This is a genomic window from Nocardiopsis ganjiahuensis DSM 45031 (assembly GCF_000341085.1).
Classification (GTDB): domain Bacteria; phylum Actinomycetota; class Actinomycetes; order Streptosporangiales; family Streptosporangiaceae; genus Nocardiopsis; species Nocardiopsis ganjiahuensis.
Genome location: NZ_ANBA01000008.1, coordinates 413,570 through 431,808 on the forward strand (window position 1 = coordinate 413,570; position 18,239 = coordinate 431,808).

Genomic DNA, 18,239 nt, shown 5'->3' on the forward strand with positions numbered 1-18,239 from the left:
TTCATACGGGATACGCACAGGAAGGCTTGCTCACACTTGGGGCTGATCGACCAACAGATTAAAGGGTTGGTCGGGTAGTCTCCAAAATTACTTGCTCTACCATTGCTTTAGAGCCTGTCTGCGGTTGAAGGTCTGTACTTTGTTCCCGTCATGCTGTGGAGGGATGTGAAGTTGACTATGAGAGTTCCTCATGGAGTTCGGACACTGCAAGGGCTGCGGCTTTTAATCCTTCCAATGATGCGAGGGATTCGTCTGCCTGGGTGTGGTCGGCCGTGTCCAGTGCAAGTTTAGCTGTGATGCGATTAATGCGGGAGGCTGTCTCCAAATCGGTGATGCGGGCGGCGATGGCACGAACCTCTTTGGCGTATGCGGCGATCACGGCCACTCGGTCACGTACCTGAGTGCGCCGATCTTCAATGCCCTCTTGTGCTTTAGCCTTGGCTGTTGATGCCATTGGCCCTTCAGAGGCTAGTTCGTTCAGCTCGATAGTGACCTGGGAGATGGCGAACAGCTCCTTAGCTAGTTGCCAACGTACGTCGTCCAACACCACCCGGTTGCGGGTGTGGTCGATCAACTTATCCTGGGGTTCTGGTAGCTGGGTGCCAAGGATCGTGTCCACGTCTAGAAGCAACGTGTGGGCGATGTCCTGGTCCTCGGGGGACAGCATGTCAAAGGTGATGTAGTCCCTTCCAGCCACGTACTGAGGCTGGGCATCATCCTGCAGAAACTTTAAAATTCGAGCTTGCCTACGTGCCTCATAAACAAAAAATAGCATAGGGCCAACGATCAAACCCAGGATCCATGTACCGATAACACCCCCAGGCCCGATGAGATCTATGGCAGAGGGGGGAAGTGCAATGAGAGCGATGACGTAGGTGAAAACTCCCAGGCAAAAACCTCCGCCCTTAACCTCGTCTGGATGGACTGCCATCGCTGGGTTGGCCTCTTTGGTGCGGGCCAACTCTGCGGCGTGTTCAGCTCTGTCCAGTTCGTCGCGGAGAGTGCCAGGGGTCAGGTCAGGGGTCAGGTCAGGGCGAGTGATAAGCATACCCTCTTCTACCGCATCAACTGATTTCCTGCCACATGCCTCTTGATGCGTCCTGCTCTCTTGAGGGCAAGGGTGATGCTATTAGTGATGTGTACTCCGAGTGCGGAAAGATGTTCGGCTAGTAACACCTTCACGGCGCTCCTTCAGAGATGGGGTTGCAACGAACTCTAGAACTCAGGGTGTGCACGAGGTTGGCACAGGTAGTCCAACAAGATGAGTGCTACTGGGTGAAGCGTTCGATGCTGTCATACGCCACGCGCGGTGAACTGCGAGTAACAGAGCAACTGTGGGGCTGGTGAGTGGACATGCCGATACAGGACGGCGGTCATCGCCTCGGCGGAGACTGTGGCCTGAGGGGTCGCAGGGTCGCAGGGTCACAGTTCGGCAAAGTGCTCCGCGAGGTCCACGCCCACCTGCACTCACCTTGTACTGGGGAGCACACGAGGAGCACACAAGCCCCGAAAACGCCGCGAGGACCTCTTCCGAGGTCCTCGCGCACCCCGTCTGAGCTGGGGTTTTGTGGCGCACCCGGCAGGATTCGAACCTGCGACCGTCGGATGAGAAGTCCGATGCTCCGTCCGCCCTGGTAGGAGGCGGCTTCAGCGATCCACTCGCGTTATCTGGGCCGGTAGGCGCCCAGGCGGACCGAAGCGGTGGTGGCGAAGGGCTCGGGAAGCTTGGCCACGCGTTCGGCGAGCTCCTCGGGGGTGACGTGGCGGGCGCTGGGGCCCATGCCGACCACCGTCAGCACGTCCTCGTGTGCGAGTTCCATGGTGAAGCGTAGGTCCCGGGTGGATTCGAGGGCGAAGTGGTCCTTGAGGCCCTCGGCCAGGCGCTCGTCCTTGCGGGGGTCGACGTCCAGCAGGCCCAGCGCCTCGCGGGGTTCCTGGAGGTGCTCGGCCGTGGGGGTGACGACCAGCAGGACCCCCTCGGCTTTGAGGACGCGGTGGAACTCGGGGGCGTTGCGCGGGGCGAAGACGTTGAGCAGCGCGTCCGCGGAGCCGTCGGCCAGGGGCAGGCGGCGCCAGGAGTCGGCGGTGACGGCCCCGCTCCGGGGGTGGGCCCTGGCGGCCTTGCGGGCGGCGAACTTGGAAACGTCGGTGGTGAGGCCGACCGCGTCGGGAAGCTGGTCCAGGACCTGGTTCAGGTAGTGGCCGGTGCCGCCGCCGACGTCGACGACGACATCCCCGTCCGCGAGCTGCTCCGCCAGGGCCAGGCCGATGGGGTCGTAGTGGCCCTTGTCCTGGAAGCGCAGGCGGGCGGCGACCATCTCCTTGCTGTCCCCGGTCCCGGGCGGGGTGGCGCCGGTGAGCAGTCCCGCGTAGCCCTCTCGGGCGATGTTGAAGCTGTGCCCGCCGGCGCAGGTCAGTCCACGGGGCCCCTGGCGGAGGGCCTCGCCGCAGACGGGACAGGTCAGGACGGCCGCGACGGAGGCGGGCATGCGCAGCTCGGGGCCGGTGTGGGTGTTCGTCATGATCGCGGTCAGCCTACCGGCGCCCGCGCACACCGCTCACCGGCACCGGCCCCGGTGCTCAGCTTCTGACCAGGACCGCCACCGGGTAGCGGTCGAGCACCTCGGACAGGTGGGCGGTGGTCAGCCCGTCCATGCGTTCAGGGGCGAGGGTGCGGCCGGTGAGGCGGTCGGTCCACTCCCCCGGCCCCGAGGGCAGGGGGAGCACCGTGTCGCCCCACCCGCCCGCGTCGGCCAGGGTCAGGGGCAGCCGGGTGGCCACCACCGCCAGGGCGGGTTCGCGGGAGCCCCGGGCGGTGCGGGCGAAGGCCAGGGCGTGTTCGGCTCCGGTCCCCTCGGCGGTCAGCGGCAGGTAGCCGCTGGGACGCAGTTCGGCGCGGGTGCGCAGACAGGTGCGGACCAGGTGGAGTTTGGCGGCACCGGTCTCGTCGACCGGTGGGCGCCAGCCCTGCTCGATCCGGTCCAGGAGCTCGGCGCGCCGGCCGTGGTCGACCGGCCTGCGGTTGTCCGGGTCGACCAGGGACAGGTCCCAGAGCTCGGTTCCCTGGTAGACGTCGGGCACGCCCGGGCCCAGGAGCTGGACCGCCTTCTGGCCCAGGGAGTTGCTCCAGCCCGGCCGGTCCAGGGACTCGGCCAGGGCCCCGATCTCGGCGTACAGGTCGGTGTCGGCGCGCAGCAGTGCGGGCCAGTCGCGGATCCGGTCCTCGAACTCGGGGTCCCGGGCGGTCCAGGAGGTGCCCAGGCGTGCTTCCCGGGCGGCTTTGAGCAGGTACTCCACGAGGCGTTCACCGCTGATCGGCCAGGCGCCCAGGAGGGTCTGCCAGGCGAGGAGTTCGAGAGCGGGTTCGGGCAGGGGCGTCCGGCGGCTCCAGCGCTCGACGGCGTCGGCGAAGTCCCCGGGGATCTCCGACAGGACGGCCAGGCGGGCGCGCACGTCCTCGGAGCGTTTGGTGTCGTGGGTGGAGAGCGCGGTCATGGTGTGCGGTTCGGCCGCCTCCCGGCGCAGGTTGGCCTCGTGGAAGGCGGCCGTGTCCACTCCGAACCCGGCCGGGTGGCCGCCGACCTCGTTGAGGGCGACGAAGCGCGTGCCCCGGTAGAAGGCGGTGTTCTCGGTGCCCATGGCCACGACCATGCCGCTGGTCTGCTGGACCCGGCGGGCGAGCTCGCCGTGCGGGTCCTCGCGGACGGTGCGGTCGAGGGTCTTCAGGACGGGTTCGAGGTCGGGGCGGCGTTCGGCTGCGGTGCGCACCGCGCGGGCCCAGGCGGGTTCGGCTTCGGGCAGGTAGGAGCGGTAGACGTCGAAGGAGGTGAGGAGTTCGGCGACGGCCTCCTCGGTGTTCTCCGCCTGGGGCAGCAGGGCCGCGATCCGGCGCACCTCGGCTCTCAGGAGGTCGCTGGCGGCGTGTGAACGGGCCTCGTGGTCGATGGCGCCCACGTCGGTGGGCACGCCCCGTTCACGGGCCAGCGCGGTCAGGACGGGTTCGGCGTCGGGGTCGACGAACACCCCGCTGACGGTGCGCAGGGCGTCGTAGCCGGTGGTTCCGGCGACCGGCCAGGAGGCGGGCAGGGTCTCCCCTGGGGCGAGGATCTTCTCGACCACGATCCACCCGGGGAAGCGTTCGGCGAGGCGCCGCAGGTAGCCGCCGGGGTCGCTGAGGCCGTCGACGTGGTCCACGCGCAGTCCGTCGGCCCGGCCCTGCTCGGCCCAGCGGAGGATCTCGGCGTGGGTGGCGTCGAAGACCCCGGGGTCCTCGACCCGGACGGCGGCGAGGTGGTCGACGTCGAAGAAGCGGCGGTAGTTGAGTTCGCGGTCGCCGCGCCGCCAGGAGACGAGCCGGTAGTGCTGGCGTTCGTGCACGTCGGCCGCGCTGTCGCCGGGGGTGAAGGTGCCCGGGGCGAGGGGGAAGCGCTTGTCGAAGTAGACGAGGTGGCCGTCGGCGAGGGTGAGTTCGTCCAGGGCCGCGCGGCCGCCGTCGCCGCCGTCGCCCAGGACCGGCACCAGCACGGGTCCGGAGTCGAAGTCCACGTCGAAGCAGCGCGCGTAGACCGAGTCCCGGCCGTGTTCGAGGACGTCCCACCACCACGGGTTGGCGTCGGGGCGGGCAACGGACATGTGGTTGGGCACGATGTCGACCACCACCCCCATGCCGAGGGCGTGTGCCCGGTCGGCGAGGTCGTGGAAGGCCCGTTCGCCGCCCAGGGCCTCGGAGACCCGTGTGGGATCGGCCACGTCGTACCCGTGGTCCGAGCCCGGGGTCGCGGTGAGGATCGGTGACAGGTACACGGCGCCCACCCCCAACCGGTGCAGGTGGTCGAGCAGGTCGGCGGCCTCGGCCAGGTCGAAACCGGGTTTCAGCTGGAGCCGGTAGGTCGACGTGGGCGTCTGGGAGCTACTGTGCGCACTCATCACGGGGAACCCGTGCCCGCCCGTTCGGCGTGTCATGCACGCGCGGCCGGACCCGTGCGCGGACGGCTCCGGCGCCTCCTCACGCGAACTTTCACCGGTCGAAAACTCCTCGTTCACCTCCTGTCCACCCAGAGTGCCCCGAACCGCCACAGATACGTCCGCTTCCACACACACCCGCGTTGGGGAAGATGGTGCGACAGTGGTTAAATTCTTCGGCGGTGTTCCATTACCAGCGACAACGCGCCGGGAACCGGTGGCGAGCGGTGAACACAATGAGGACCACCGACACCGACGAAGGGGATAGAAGCAGCGTGCTCCCGTCCAACAAGCGCACCCGTACCCAGGACCGCTCCCAGCGCCGTTCGAGCACCTACCGGGGCGCAGCCTCGGCTGCCCTGGCCGGGCTTCTGCTGGCGACCACCGCCTGCGGCAGCGACGACGCCGTCCAGGGGTCGGCCCCCGCGGTCCCCGACGACCTGGAGTGCTTCTCGGGCAGTCTGCACGGTTCCGGGTCCAGCGCCCAGGAGAACGCGATGACGACGTGGATCGCGGGCTTCCAGTCGGCCTGCGAGGACGCGCGCATCTACTACGACTCGATCGGTTCGGGCGGCGGCCGCAACCAGTTCATCGACGGCGCGGTGGCCTTCGCCGGTACCGACTCGGCGATGGACCCCGACGAGAACGCCGACGCCCTGGCACGCTGCGGTGACACCGACACCATCAACCTGCCCACCTACGTCGTGGCCATCGCCGTGGTGTTCAACCTGGAGGGGATCGAGGAGCTCAACCTGGGTCCGGACACCGTGGCGCGGATCTTCAACCAGGACATCACGCACTGGAACGACCCGGCGATCGCCGAGGACAACCCCGACGCGGACCTGCCCGACCTGGCGATCACGCAGGTCAACCGGGCCGACGACTCCGGCACGACCGAGAACTTCACCAGCTACCTGGCCCAGGCGGCCCCCGACTCGTGGCCGCACGAGGCCGACGGCCAGTGGCCGATCACCCCGCGCGAGTCCGCCCAGGGCAACAGCGGTATCGCCGACACGGTCTCGCGGGCCGAGGGCGCCATCGGGTACGTGGAGATGTCCCACCTGCACGGCCTGCCCGCCGCGAACATCGGCGTGGGCGAGGAGTTCGTCTCCATCTCGCCGGAGGCGGCCGCCAAGGTCGTGGCCGACTCCCCCCGCCGGGAGGAGAACACCAACGAGTACGACCTGGCACTGGACCTGGACTACGGCACCACCGAGCCCGGCAGCTACCCGATGGTCCTGGTCAGCTACGAGGCGGTGTGCCTGGAGTACCCGGACGAGAAGGAGGCCGAGCGGGTCAAGGCGTTCCTGAAGTACGTGGTGAGCCCGGAGGGCCAGGCCGAGGCCTCCAAGGAGACCGACTCGACCCCGGTCAACGACGCCCTGCGCACCGACCTGCTGGCCTCCATCGAGGCGATCGGCTCCTGATTCGGTCCCGCCGCGGGTGAGCACCCGCCGGATCCTGGGTTTTCGGGCGCGTCACGGTGGTGGCGCGCCCGTTTCACGCTCCCGATCCGGTACCTTACGTACTGACCGCGTAGCGCTCGGTCACTTCCCGTTCACGGACGCCGTGTCGTCGGGTGCTGCGCGGTGCGACGGGGTCCGCCCGTCCGGGTCGGTGTCTTCCCCCACTTACCCGGTAGCGGTCGGACCCCCAGGGTCCGTTCTCCGGTCCCCCGCGTTCCCTTCTCCCCCGTCCTCCTCGTCGGGCATCTCCCGCCCCGAGGCACGGCAGGCGCGGTACCAGAGGGAGCGCAGCCGTGCGCGCAGCCCTCTGCGCGCCCGCCGGCCCCCGCCCTCCTCGTCGCCGTCGTCCCGGTCCTCGCCCCGGCTCCGGACGCCGTCCGAGGCGTCCCGCCCGGTGCCTGCCGGGTTCTGCGTGCCGGGCGCGGCGCGGGGCGGCGGCGGGACGGACCGGTGCAGGGTGAGGTCGGTGAGGGTGCCCTCCCCGCCGTGGATCCGGTAGCGGCCGTGCAGTTCGGCGACCACGTCGGACAGGTCCTCCTCCGGTCCGCACACTCTCATGGCGCGGGCCAGGGCCCGGGTGCGCCACAGCCGCACCCCGGCGTCGCGGGTGGGCGAGGCCGCCAGGAAGAGTTCGGTGAGCCCGGCGCGGGCGCGTTCGGCGCTGGCCAGGAGCCGGGACAGGGCCAGTTCGCCCAGTCCCCAGGCGACGGGGACCTGGAGGAGGAAGGGCGAGGGGAAGCCGGTGCGGGGCGCGGTGGACGTGAAGGAGATGCGCGGTTCCCGCAGATAGTTGGCCTGGATCAGGCGGAGGTCCAGGTGGGGCCCCTCGAACCCGCCCGGGGCCGCCTCGATGCCCTCCCAGTCGGCGACCAGGGTCACGGCGAGGTCGGTCTCGGTACCGTTGAGCAGCCGGTCCACGCAGCCGCGGACCAGGTCGTAGGGGGCTCCGGCCACGTCCACCACCGCGTGGACCAGCGGGGTGCGGCGGCGCGCCTCGGGAACGCGTTCGCGGTAGGCGTGCGGGTGCGGCATGAGTTCGGCCAGGACCTCGGTGCGGAAGCGTTCCGAGGGCAGCCGGGTGCGGGCGGTGGAGGCCGGGCCCACGTGCCAGGCGGTGGCGCCGCGTTCGGGGACCATGACCGCCCCGGCCTGCCACAGCCGGTAGCCGAACTCGGTGTCCTGCCCGAGGTCGAGGTCGGGGTCGACGCCCCCGGCGGCTTCGTAGAGGCTGCGCCGCACGGCGGCCGCGGCGCCCAGGTAGGCGTGGAAGCCGAGGTGGTCGGCGTCGCGCAGGTCGTCGCTCTGGTCGAGGAGGTGCTCGATCCAGTCGTGGCGGCCCCCGGTGTCCAGGGCGCGGCTCAGGTCGCCGGCCCGGGCGGCTGCGAGGACGTCCTCGGGGGTCCGGGGGGCGGTGTCGGTGAAGCGGACGCGGCCGAGGGTGACGCACTCGGCGTGGACGTGGTGCCAGCGGGCCTGGGACTCGACGAACTCGGGGCAGGCGACCATGTCGGCGTCCATCCACATCAGGATGTCGCCGGTGCTGGAGTGCGCGCCGTAGGCACGGGCGTACCCGGCGCCCCAACCGCCGTCGGGGGCGGCCACCACACGGCACCGCCGGGGGCGAAGGTCGGGCAGCGTCAGGGGCGGTGAGGAGTGGTCGTCGACGACCACGGCCTCGAAGAGGTGCTCCGGGTAGGTCTGGGCGGCGAGGGACGCCAGGGCGAAGTCCAGGTGGTCCTGCCCGCCGCGGGCGGGGATGACGACGCTGACGGTGAGTTCCGGTGTCCAGCGGCCGGTGGCGGGGGGTGTCAGCGCGCTCCAGTCGTTGCGGAAGACGCGGGTCGCGACCCGTTCCACCCGGCCACGGTGCGACACCCCGTCAACATGAGACCCTACGTGCTTATTCAGTGACACAGAGTCACTATAGCGATGTTTTCCCACACAGCGCGGGTGTCGACCGCCTCGAAGTGTCATCGTGGCGGATTCCGGACCGTTCGGGAGCGTCGGGCCAGCAAGCCCAGCCCCGCCGCGGCGGCCAGCAGCACCACCCCCAGCGCCGCCCAGCCCACTGCGCCGGCGAACAGGACCAGGGGCAGGGCCAGCGCCGAACCGAGGATGCGCGCCGCGGAACCAGCCATCCCGAACACCGACTGGTACCGCCCCTGGAGCTCGACCGGCGCGTCCTTGAGCGCCAGGTGCCAGGCGGGCGGACCGCCCGCGACCTCACCCAGGGTGAGCAGGACGATGCCCGCCAGCACGGTGGCCGCCGCCGTGACCGGGCCACCGAAGGCCGCCGTACCGAACAGCACACAGGCCACCGACAGGGCTGCCCCCGCCACCCACGCCGAGCGGGCAGCCGAGGCGTCGGAGACCACCCGTGCCGACCACGCTCGCTGTGTGAGGAGCACCAGCACGGTGTTGAGCCCCAGCGCCACCGCCGCCACCCAGACCGGGGCCTGGGTGCGCGTGGCCAGCCAGAGCGGCAGGATCACCGACAACACGGGCATGCACAGCTGGAGAAGGGCGGTGAGAGCGGTGACGGCGACCAGCCGGGCGTCGCCCAGCGCGGCCAGCACGCGGGTGTCCCGAACCAGGCCGCCGGGCGCGTCCAGTCCGCGGGGCAGCCCGAGCAGCAGGACCGCGCACCCGAACACCACCGCCGCGCCCGCCCCGTACAGGGCGAGGTAGCCCGCCCGCGTGTCCAGGGCCAGCACCAGGGCGCCGACCACGGTGCCCACGCCCATCCCGGCGTTGAGCAGAGTGTGCATGAGAGCCCTGGCGGCCACCCTTCGTTCGGGTGCCACCTGCGCGGCGACCAGGGCGTGACGGGTTGCCCCGAGCCCGGTCTGGGCCACCACGAACCCCACCGCTCCCACCGCGTACGACCACGGACCGTCCGCGACCAGGTAGACGAGGAGGAAGACCCCGACCGACGCCGTGTACCCCACGGCCGCGCGCCGCCGCCCCAACGTGTCCGCGAGCGCCCCGAGCGGAGCGGCTGCCACCAGGGCGCATCCGCTGGCCGCGGCCAGGACCGGACCGACCACCCCGGCTGACAGCCCCACCCGGGTGCCGAAGTACAGGACGACCGTGGCCAGCACGGCCCCGTCGACCACCGCGCCCACCAGCTGGGCCGCGTACACCCGGCGCACCCCGCCGAGTACGGAGCCCGGGCGGTCCGGGGCCACGGGGTCGGGGGGCGGCTCGGCTACGGGGGTGTCCGTACGGCGGGCGCGGTCGGCGGCTTCGGGGCTCATGGGAGCAAACCTAAGGAAGGAATGGCTCTGGTCTAAAGTCCAATGCCATGCGACAGACTCGGGCCAATTCTGATGCTCCGTCCCGTTACCCGGGCATCGATCTCCACCTGGAGGCCGCAGGCACCCGGGTGTCCCGGTCCTTGGAGAGCGCTCTGCGGGAGGCGGTCGTGGACGGCCGCCTCCCCTCCGGGACCCGCCTTCCGGCCTCCCGGACCCTCGCCGCCGACCTGGGAATCTCCCGCAACAGCGTGGCCGAGGCCTACACCCAGCTGACCGCGGAGGGCTGGCTCGACGCCCGGGTCGGGGCGGGTACCTGGGTCGCCGACCGGCCCGGACGGTCGACCCCGGCCGCGCCCCCCGCCGGTACGCCCGCGCCCGTGCTCGACCTGCGGGGCGGGATCCCCGACTCCTCGGTGTTCCCTCACGCCGAGTGGACGGCGACGATGCGGCGGGCGCTGGCGGCCGCGCCATCCGACGCCTTCGGCTACCCGGACCCGCGCGGCGCCCCGCCGCTGCGCGAGGCCCTGGCCGGCTACCTGGCCCGGGTACGCGGGGTACGCGCGCGGGCCGACGACGTCGTGGTGGGCGCGGGCTTCGGCGACCTGCTGGCCCGGCTGTGCCGTGCGCTGCGGGAGTCCGGTGTCCAGCGGATCGCGGTGGAGGAGTTCGGCCACCGGCGCCACCGGGAGATCATCCGCGATCAGGGGCTGGAGACCGTTCCGCTGCCCGTCGACGCAGGCGGGGCGGACGTGGGCCTGCTGGGTTCTTCCGGAGCGCGGGCCGTCCTGCTCACCCCGGCGCACCAGTTCCCGACCGGGGTGGCCCTGTCCCCCGAACGGCGGCTCAGCCTGGTCCGGTGGGCCGGGGAGAGCGGCGGGCTCGTCCTGGAGGACGACTACGACGGCGAGTTCAGGTACGACCGGCGGGCGGTGGGGGCGCTCCAGGCGCTGGCCCCGGAACACGTCGTCCACCTGGGCACGGCGAGCAAGTCGCTGGCACCGGCGGTGGGGCTGGCCTGGGCGGTGGCGCCCGGGCGACTGGTCCCGGCACTGGTCCGGGCCGGGGAGCTCTCCGGAGGTGGCCAGGACACGCTCGGGCAGCTGGCCCTGGCTGCCTTCCTCACGTCCCACCGCTACGACCGCAACGTCCGCAGACTGCGGGAGCACTACCGGTCCCGGCGGCGCGAGGTGGTCGAGGAGGTGGCCGCACGGCTGCCCGGATGCCGGGTGTCGGGACTCGCGGCGGGGCTGCACTGCCTGCTGGAGCTGCCGGAGGGGGTGCACGAGGAGGACGTGTGCGCCGAGGCCGCCGGACACGGACTGGCCCTGGAGGGGCTGTCGGCGTTCCGTGCGGAGGGAACGGGGCCGGACGGCGGCAGGACAGCGGTGGTGCTGGGTTACGGGGCGCCCCGGCCCCACCTGTTCCGGGCCGCGCTGGCGGCTGCGGTGGACTCCGCGGCCGCCTGTGCGCCCTGACCCACGCGCTCGGCTACCTCCTGTCGGAGGACTCCGACTTCAGCATCCGGACGCCGAGGAAGACGACCCCGAGGACCAGGGCGATCATGACGAACCACACCAGCAGTCCGACGATCACCGACAGCAGCCAGAAGAAGGCGATGACAGCCGCGACTCCCGCGGCGACCTTGAGAAGAAGACGACCCATGCGCCGAAGAATACGCGGCTGCCCGAACCCGGTGGAACCCCGGCCCGCACTCCACGCACAGAACGCGGACCGGGGAGTCTGGGTCTAGGGAGTGTTCCGCGGATGCTTTCGGTGGGTTCGGCGCTTGCGCCGATGTCCGTGAGCGGCCGTCCAGGCAATCTCTCGCCAGACGATGAACGAGCTGCCCCTACTGTGCCCTGCTACGCAAGCTCCGCAGTGTCGCACAGCGGGGGCCCGCCTGGGGTTGGCTGTCCGAGTGATATCGGCGCAGCGAGAGGCAGCCTGGTGGCCGCGAACCCGAAATGATCCAAGGAACATGACCTAGCCCGGGCGGACGGCGCCGGTGTAGACGCTGTCCCAGTAGGCGGCCATCGAGACCTCCTCCAGCGGCTTCGACGGGTTCGAGCCGTGGATCATCATGCCGTTGCCGGAGTAGATGCCCACGTGGCTCGGGGCCGAGGCGCTGTAGAAGAACATCAGGTCGCCGGGCTGGAGCTGGTCACGCGAGACAGGGGTCCCGGCGTTGACCTGGTCGTAGGTGGTGCGCGGCAGGTTCACGCCGGCCTGGGCCCAGGCGGCCTGGGTCAGTCCGGAGCAGTCGTAGCCGTTGGGGCCGGTACCGCCCCACACGTAGGGCTTGCCGATCTGGGCGCGGGCGAAGTCCAGGACGGCCTGGACGTCGCCGGACACGGCGGCGGTCCCGCCGGAGGATCCGCTGCCGCCGCTGGAGGCCTCGGTGGCCTCCCCGACGGTCGGGTCGACGCCGCCCAGGCTCTCCAGGACCTCGGCCTGCTCGTCCAGAGCGGACTCGCTCTCGGAGACGGCGCTCTCGGCGGCCTCCAGGGCCTCTGCCGCGGCCGCCTCGGTGGCCTCGGCGGCGTTGTAGAGCTGCTCGGCGTTCTCGGCCTCGATCACGTAGTCGGCCAGGGTCGTCTGCTGGCCCTCGGAGAGGAAGTCGAGGTCGGCGATGTTCTGCAACGCGGAGTCGGCTTCGCCGCCGAACAGGACGTCCATCGGGTTGTGGGTGGCGCCGGTGTAGGCGCCCTGGACGATCACGGAGATCTGGCCGGACTGGGAGTCCAGCTCCTTCTGCGCCTCGTCCAGCCGCTCCTGGAGGTCGTCGAGCTCGGCCTCGGCCGCGGAGTGCTCCTCCTGGGCGTCGTTGTAGACCGCGTTCAGCGAGGAGAGCTCCTCCTGGAGCTCCTCGTAGCGCTCACGGGCCTCCGACTCGGTGGGGTCGGCCAGCGCCACACCGGAGGACAGCACCACGGCACCGAGTGCGACGAAGCCGACCGTCGTGAGGCGACGGGTGGGTTCGGGGTTGCGAGTCAAAGCACCGACTGCCTTTCTCCCACACCCGTTTACCGGCACTTGGGCATCCCGAAGACGCGCCGAGGAACGGCGCGGGATGCGTGGCAAGGGGGATCCGGCTGCGACGAGGAGGGTCGCGAGAAGGCGCCGGGCGTTGTGACGGCCTCTGCTCCTGGGAAAAGGACAGCTGTTGAGCAGAGTGCAACGGCAAGCCGAACGCTGTCACCCTGGTGGTGACGAACTGGGGCGTTCCGACCTGGGGGAACACTAATTCATCACCTGGACCGGACGCGACCCTTTCGTTACTTCCCGATGGGCAACCCGCCTGCCTCGAACCGGGTGCCCCGGGTCCGGGAAGCCCGCCGGGGGCGCGGGTGGCGTCGCATTCTTCCCGCGCAGGGCACACCAAAACCGGACCAAGCGCCGACTTGACCGTGATGCGTCTCACATCTGATCGGGGAAGGGGCCGGACACGGAGTGTGTCCGACCCCTCGGGGTCAGCGGCCCGGGATCACAGGTGGCGGTCCCACCAGTCGAGGATCGCCTCGAACCGGGCCACCCGGTGGCTGGGCAGACCCGAGCGCGACAGCTCGTGGCCCTCCCCCGGGAACAGCAGCATCTCGGTCTCGTGTCCCCGCCGCTTGAGCGCCACGTACAGGCGCTGGGCCTGATCGAGCGGGCAGCGCCAGTCCTGTTCGGAGTGGATGATCAGGAACGGCTTGTCGATCTGGTCCGCGTAGGTGAGCGGGCTCTCCTTGGCCCAGGTCTCCGGCGGCCCGTACAGCGGCTCCGGGAAGAAGGCGCCGATGTCGGAGGAGCCGTGCAGGTTCTCGATCGTGTTGACCGCGCGCTCACTGATGGCGGCGCGGAAGCGCTCGCCGTGGTGGGCCGCGATCCACGAGGTCATGAACCCGCCGTGCGAACCGCCCATGACCCCCACCCGGGAGGCGTCCAGACGCTCGTCCTCGAGCGCCTCGTCCAGGAAGGCCATGACGTCGGTGGCGGTGACCGCGCCCACCGATCCGATGACCGCCCGGCCGTGCTCCTGGCCGTAGCCGGAGGAACCGCGCGGGTTGCAGTAGAGCACCGCGTATCCGGCTGCCGCGTACACCTGGGTCTCGTCGAAGAGCTGCCAGCCGTACTGGGCGAAGGGACCGCCGTGGATCATGAGCACCACCGGGTGCGGCCCCTCCCCCTGGGGAACCACCACCCAGCCGTGGACCTCGTTGCCGTCCCCGGAGCGGGTGGTCAGCTCGGTCGCCGGCAACGGGTTCAGGGCCTGGTCGGTGAAGGAGGTCAGGGCCCGGAGGCCCTCCTCCGTGACCACGTACAGCTCACCGGAGTCGCGCTCGCCCGCGGCCACGGCCACGGTGACCCCGCCCGCGTGGTCGAAGCCCTGCACCTCGACGTGCCCGCCCAGCAGGGTGCTGCGCACACCGCCGGGGGAGATCCGGTACAGCTCGACCGCGCCCCGGTTCTCTCCGGTCACCAGGACACCCTCCCCGACGGCCTGGGTGCGCTGGCCCAACCGGGGGTCCTCGGTGCCGGTCAGGCGGCGGGGCGCCTCGGAACCGTCGAAGGGCACCGACCACAGGCCGGTGACCCGGCCCACGAAGTCACCGCCCTCCGGGCCCAGCTCGTCACCGAGGAAGTACACGGTGGCACCGTCCTCGGACAGGCTCACGGCGCCCACGGCGAGGTCGCCCCGGGTGATCCGCCGCGGCTCGGCCCCGGCCTCGGGGGCGAGCACCCACACGTCGCTCACCAGGTCGGTGTCGCGGGTCTCGTGCAGGGCGGCGTCGAACACCAGGCCGGCGCCGTCCGGGGTCCACACGGGCTTTCCCCGGCTCACCCCGCCCTCGGTGACCTGGACCGGCTCCCCGGCCTCACCCGAGGGGTCGATCGGCGCGCTGACGAAGGCGTGCACGGGTCGGTCGTTGGTGAACCCGAGGTTGTCGAGCCGGTACTTCAGGGTGGTGATCCGGCGCGGCGGCTCCTTGTCCGGGGCGCCGTCGACGTAGCGCTGCTCCTCGGGCACCCGCGCGTTGTAGGCCAGGCGGGTGGAGTCGGGGCTCCAGGTGAAGGGGCCCGCGCCGAGGGGGTGGTCGGTGATCTTCCACGGCTCGCCGCCGTCGGCGGGGAGGATGTGGATCTGGGGGCGCTTGTCCTCGTCGGGGCGGACGAAGGCGATCCAGCGGCCGTCGGGCGAGAAGACGGGGGATCCGTCCCTCGTACCCCGGGTGAGCTTGCGCGGCGGCTCGGAACCGTCGGTGGGCACGCTCCACAGGGAGCCGAGGTAGGCGTCCTCCTCCAGGTCCGGCCGGGTCACGGCGAAGACCGCTCGGCCACCGTCGGGGGACAGTGACGGTGCGCTGATGCTGTGCAGTTGAGCGATGTCAGCGGGTTTCATACACGAGTGGCGGCCGTACGGGGGCACGGTCCGCCGTCTCCTTCCCTTGGGTACGGGGATGCCGATGACCGAAGGAGGCCCCCGGTCAGGGGGTCATCCCACCCGGACCCTATCGACGCCGGACCGGCCATATCCATACCTTCCCGGCTTTTCGGGCACTGCTGGGTGAGTCGCGGCAGGGTGGGGTCGCGGCCCGCTCGGGGCGAGCGGGCCGCGGTTCCACCGGCTCACACGGTTCCACCGGCCCGGAGGGCGGTACTCAGCGGCACCGGTCGGTCTCCAGACGCGTGCAGACCCAGCGCGCCCCCTCCCGGCGCAGCCGGAACGCGAACACCCGCGAGCGCCGGTCGCAGTCGATCATGGCGCTGGCCTCCATCCCTCCCGCACCGAGCGGCTGGTGGAACACCCTGGTCAGCCGGGGCGCCATGCCGCATCCCACCGAGCCGCGCAGACGGCGCAGCTCCTCGCGGACCGGCACCGTCACGTGGTCGCGCAGGACCTCCGGCGCCCGCCTGCCGACCAACACCTCAGCCATCTGCTGGGCCAGCCGGTGCACGTCGCCGGGGGTCCGGTGCCCGACCAGCGGGGACACCCCGCACCGCCCCGCCGACATCCCCCGGAGCGGGGTCCGGGCGGGGGTGCGCACCGGACGCCAGGGGTTGGACGCGGCACCGGCCCGGGTGCAGGCGGAGCGCCGACAGGGGTGACCGTGGGAGGCGTGCGACATGAACAGATCCCTTCCGGGGGAGGAACGAAACCCTTACGACCTACTAGGAGCCGCCACCCGGGTTCCCGTGCCACCTGGAATTCCAGGTTTCTCCGACCCTCGGCACCGGTACCGCCCGCCCCTCGACGCGGGGCGGCGGAGGCGAGCGGCCCCCGCGCGGAAGCCGTCATACTTCAAGACGTGACACACGCGTACCTTTCCTCCCCCGTGCCCGTCGCCCTCGCCCACCGGGGCGGGTGGCTCACCGACGACCAGGGTGTGCGCCGCACCGAGCTGGAGAACACCGCGGTGGCCTTCCAGCACGCCGTCGACCTCGGCTACACCTACCTGGAGACGGACGTGCACGCCACCAGCGACGGCGTGCTCATGGCCTTCCACGACGACACCCTGAACCGCACCACCGACCGCGACGGCGCCATCTCCGCGCTGCCGTACCGCGAGGTCGCCGGCGCCCGTGTCGCGGGCAAGGAACCGGTCCCCCTGCTCGAGGACCTTCTCGGCACCTGGCCCGAAGCGCGCTTCAACATCGACCTGAAGGCCGACGGCGCCGTCCTGCCCCTGCTGGAGGTGCTCCGCCGGACCGACGCCTGGGACCGGGTGTGCGTGGGCTCCTTCGACCAGGAGCGCCTGGACCGGGCCCGCCACCTCTACGGTCCCCGCGTGGCCACCTCCTGCGGCCCGGTGGACGTGGCCCGGCTCCGGCTGGCCTCGCTGTCGCCGGTCCTGCGCCCGGCCGCCAGCCGCGTCCCGGTCTGCGCCCAGATCCCCCTGAGCCGCAAGGGTTTCCCGCTGCTCAGCCGGGACGTCATCCGGACCGCGCACCGGCTCGGGATGCAGGTCCACGTGTGGACCATCAACGAGCCCGAGGTGATGGAGCGCCTGCTCGACGCGGGCGTGGACGGCATCGTCACCGACAACACCGCCGGCCTGCGCGAGGTGCTCCGCCGACGCGGCCGCTGGAACCCGCCCCAGGGCAACGCCAGAACCCCGAAGAACGGATAAGCCCCCATGTCCACCACCTCCGACACCGTCGAGGGGCAGGGCCCCTCGCCCGACCCGGCACAGCGCAAACGCGAACAGCGCGGCTGGTACACGTACGACTGGGCCAACTCGGTGTTCATCACCTCGGTGGTGACCGTCCTCATCGGCCCCTACCTGAGCGACCTGGCCTGCAACGCGGCCGGGGCCGCCGACGCCGCCGCGTGCCGCGACTCCTCGCTGGCCATCGCCCCGCTGGGCGCGGACTTCCTGACCCTGCACCCCAACGCGCTCTACCCGGCGCTGACCACGCTCGCCATCCTCATCCAGATCGTCCTGCTGCCGGTGGTCGGGGCGCTGGCCGACCACACCAAGCACAAGAAGAGCTGGCTGCTGTGGATGGCCGTGGCCGGCTCGGCCTGCACGACCGGCCTGTACTTCGCCACGGACGGCTACCTGCTGGCCTCGGTGCTGTTCCTCGGCGCCAACCTGCTGTTCGGCCTGTCGATCGTCATCTACAACGCGTTCCTGCCCGAGATCGCCACCCCCGACGAACGCGACCGCGTGTCCGCCTACGGCTGGGGGCTGGGCTACCTGGGCGGGGCCCTGCTGCTCGTGGTGCACCTGGTGCTGGTGCTGACCGCCGACGACGTCGGCGCGGCCGCCCGGATCGCCTTCGTGACGGTCGGCCTGTGGTGGGCCGGGTTCACCGTGGTCGCGATCAAGCCGCTGCGCAACCGCTACGGCGCGCTGGCCGCGCGCTCCCAGGGACGGGCCAAGCTCGGCCCGTCCCTGCGCCAGTTCGGCCGGACCGTCCGCGACATGCGCAAGTACCCGAACACGGTGCTCTTCCTGCTGGCCTTCATCTTCTTCAACGACGGTGTACAGGCCGCCATCCGCTACGCGGCGCCCTTCGCCACCCAGGACCTGAACCTGAGCCAGAACATCCTGATCACGACGATCCTCATCATCCAGTTCGTCGCCTTCGCCGGGGCCTTCGCGACCAGTCTGATCGCCGATCGGATCGGCCCCAAGAAGACCGTGCTGGGCAGCCTGGTGGTCTGGTCCGGCCTCGTCGGCCTCGGTTACCTGATGCCCGCGGGCAACGTGCCGCTGTTCATCGCGATGGGCGTGGGTATCGGCCTGGTCCTGGGCTGCACCCAGTCCCTGGCCCGCTCGATGTTCTCCCAGCTCATCCCCAAGGGCCGGGAGGCGGAGTACTTCAGCCTCTTCCAGATCTCCGACAAGGGCTCCACCTTCCTGGGCTCCCTGGTGGTGACCATCGCGGTCAGCATGACCGGCGGCTACCGGGTCGCGATCCTGTCCCTGCTCGCCTTCTTCGTGCTGGGCGGCGTGCTGCTGTGGCGGGTGCGCATGCGCGAGGGCATCATCGCCGTGGGCAACGAGGTCCCCGCCAAGCTCTGACTCCCTCCCCCGGCCCCCTGTCACGAATCGTCGTCGGCCCC

General features: G+C 71.0%; 13 protein-coding genes. 4 read left to right on the top strand and 9 right to left on the bottom strand.

Going from position 1 to position 18,239, the window contains the following annotated elements; all coding sequences use genetic code 11:
- Positions 1-175 precede the first annotated feature (175 nt).
- The 3 genes from D458_RS36330 to treY all read right to left on the bottom strand — a co-directional run bounded on the left by D458_RS36330 (position 176) and on the right by treY (position 4,926).
- Positions 176-1,048 carry a hypothetical protein gene (locus tag D458_RS36330; RefSeq protein WP_152521104.1) on the bottom strand — a complete coding sequence of 291 codons (873 nt, stop codon included), beginning with the start codon at positions 1,046-1,048 and terminating at the stop codon, positions 176-178.
- A 616-nt stretch (positions 1,049-1,664) separates the two neighbouring features.
- Positions 1,665-2,522, bottom strand: a complete 858-nt coding sequence (locus D458_RS0110475; RefSeq protein ID WP_017586696.1) for a putative RNA methyltransferase — start codon at positions 2,520-2,522, stop codon at positions 1,665-1,667.
- 58 nt (positions 2,523-2,580) lie between these two features.
- Complete coding sequence (treY, locus tag D458_RS0110480) at positions 2,581-4,926, bottom strand: malto-oligosyltrehalose synthase (RefSeq protein WP_017586697.1); 2,346 nt, start codon at positions 4,924-4,926, stop codon at positions 2,581-2,583.
- Positions 4,927-5,198: 272 nt separating this feature from the next.
- Here treY and pstS point away from each other — a divergent pair, with 272 nt between their 5' ends.
- A complete protein-coding gene (gene pstS / locus D458_RS0110485) occupies positions 5,199-6,389 on the top strand; it encodes a phosphate ABC transporter substrate-binding protein PstS (RefSeq protein ID WP_040702304.1) in 1,191 nt (396 codons plus the stop codon).
- Between the two features lie 204 nt (positions 6,390-6,593).
- On the opposite strand, the gene D458_RS33325 is transcribed toward pstS, so the two are convergent.
- Together D458_RS33325 and D458_RS0110495 are read right to left on the bottom strand one after the other, a co-directional pair.
- On the bottom strand, positions 6,594-8,285 hold the full coding sequence (locus D458_RS33325) for a glycosyltransferase family 2 protein (RefSeq protein WP_239647929.1): 1,692 nt from the start codon (positions 8,283-8,285) through the stop codon (positions 6,594-6,596).
- A 113-nt stretch (positions 8,286-8,398) separates the two neighbouring features.
- The gene (locus D458_RS0110495) at positions 8,399-9,685 is read right to left on the bottom strand and encodes an MFS transporter (protein WP_017586700.1); all 1,287 of its coding nucleotides are present in this window, start codon (positions 9,683-9,685) and stop codon (positions 8,399-8,401) included.
- Positions 9,686-9,732: 47 nt separating this feature from the next.
- Here D458_RS0110495 and pdxR point away from each other — a divergent pair, with 47 nt between their 5' ends.
- On the top strand, positions 9,733-11,160 hold the full coding sequence (pdxR, locus tag D458_RS0110500; RefSeq protein ID WP_026119178.1) for a MocR-like pyridoxine biosynthesis transcription factor PdxR: 1,428 nt from the start codon (positions 9,733-9,735) through the stop codon (positions 11,158-11,160).
- A gap of 13 nt (positions 11,161-11,173) precedes the next feature.
- Here the strand turns inward: pdxR and D458_RS36945 are convergent, their stop codons facing one another.
- The 4 genes from D458_RS36945 to D458_RS0110520 all read right to left on the bottom strand — a co-directional run bounded on the left by D458_RS36945 (position 11,174) and on the right by D458_RS0110520 (position 15,795).
- On the bottom strand, positions 11,174-11,347 hold the full coding sequence (locus D458_RS36945; protein ID WP_017586702.1) for a hypothetical protein: 174 nt from the start codon (positions 11,345-11,347) through the stop codon (positions 11,174-11,176).
- A 321-nt stretch (positions 11,348-11,668) separates the two neighbouring features.
- Complete coding sequence (locus D458_RS0110510; RefSeq protein WP_017586703.1) at positions 11,669-12,679, bottom strand: C40 family peptidase; 1,011 nt, start codon at positions 12,677-12,679, stop codon at positions 11,669-11,671.
- 490 nt (positions 12,680-13,169) lie between these two features.
- The gene (locus D458_RS0110515; protein WP_017586704.1) at positions 13,170-15,068 is read right to left on the bottom strand and encodes a S9 family peptidase; all 1,899 of its coding nucleotides are present in this window, start codon (positions 15,066-15,068) and stop codon (positions 13,170-13,172) included.
- A 259-nt stretch (positions 15,069-15,327) separates the two neighbouring features.
- Complete coding sequence (locus tag D458_RS0110520; protein ID WP_017586705.1) at positions 15,328-15,795, bottom strand: Rv3235 family protein; 468 nt, start codon at positions 15,793-15,795, stop codon at positions 15,328-15,330.
- 180 nt (positions 15,796-15,975) lie between these two features.
- On the opposite strand from D458_RS0110520, the gene D458_RS0110525 reads away from it, so the two are divergent.
- Positions 15,976-16,797: a glycerophosphodiester phosphodiesterase gene (locus tag D458_RS0110525; protein ID WP_017586706.1), complete on the top strand. Its 822-nt coding sequence runs from the start codon at positions 15,976-15,978 to the stop codon at positions 16,795-16,797.
- Positions 16,798-16,803: 6 nt separating this feature from the next.
- A complete protein-coding gene (locus D458_RS0110530; RefSeq protein ID WP_017586707.1) occupies positions 16,804-18,198 on the top strand; it encodes an MFS transporter in 1,395 nt (464 codons plus the stop codon).
- Positions 18,199-18,239 lie beyond the last annotated feature (41 nt).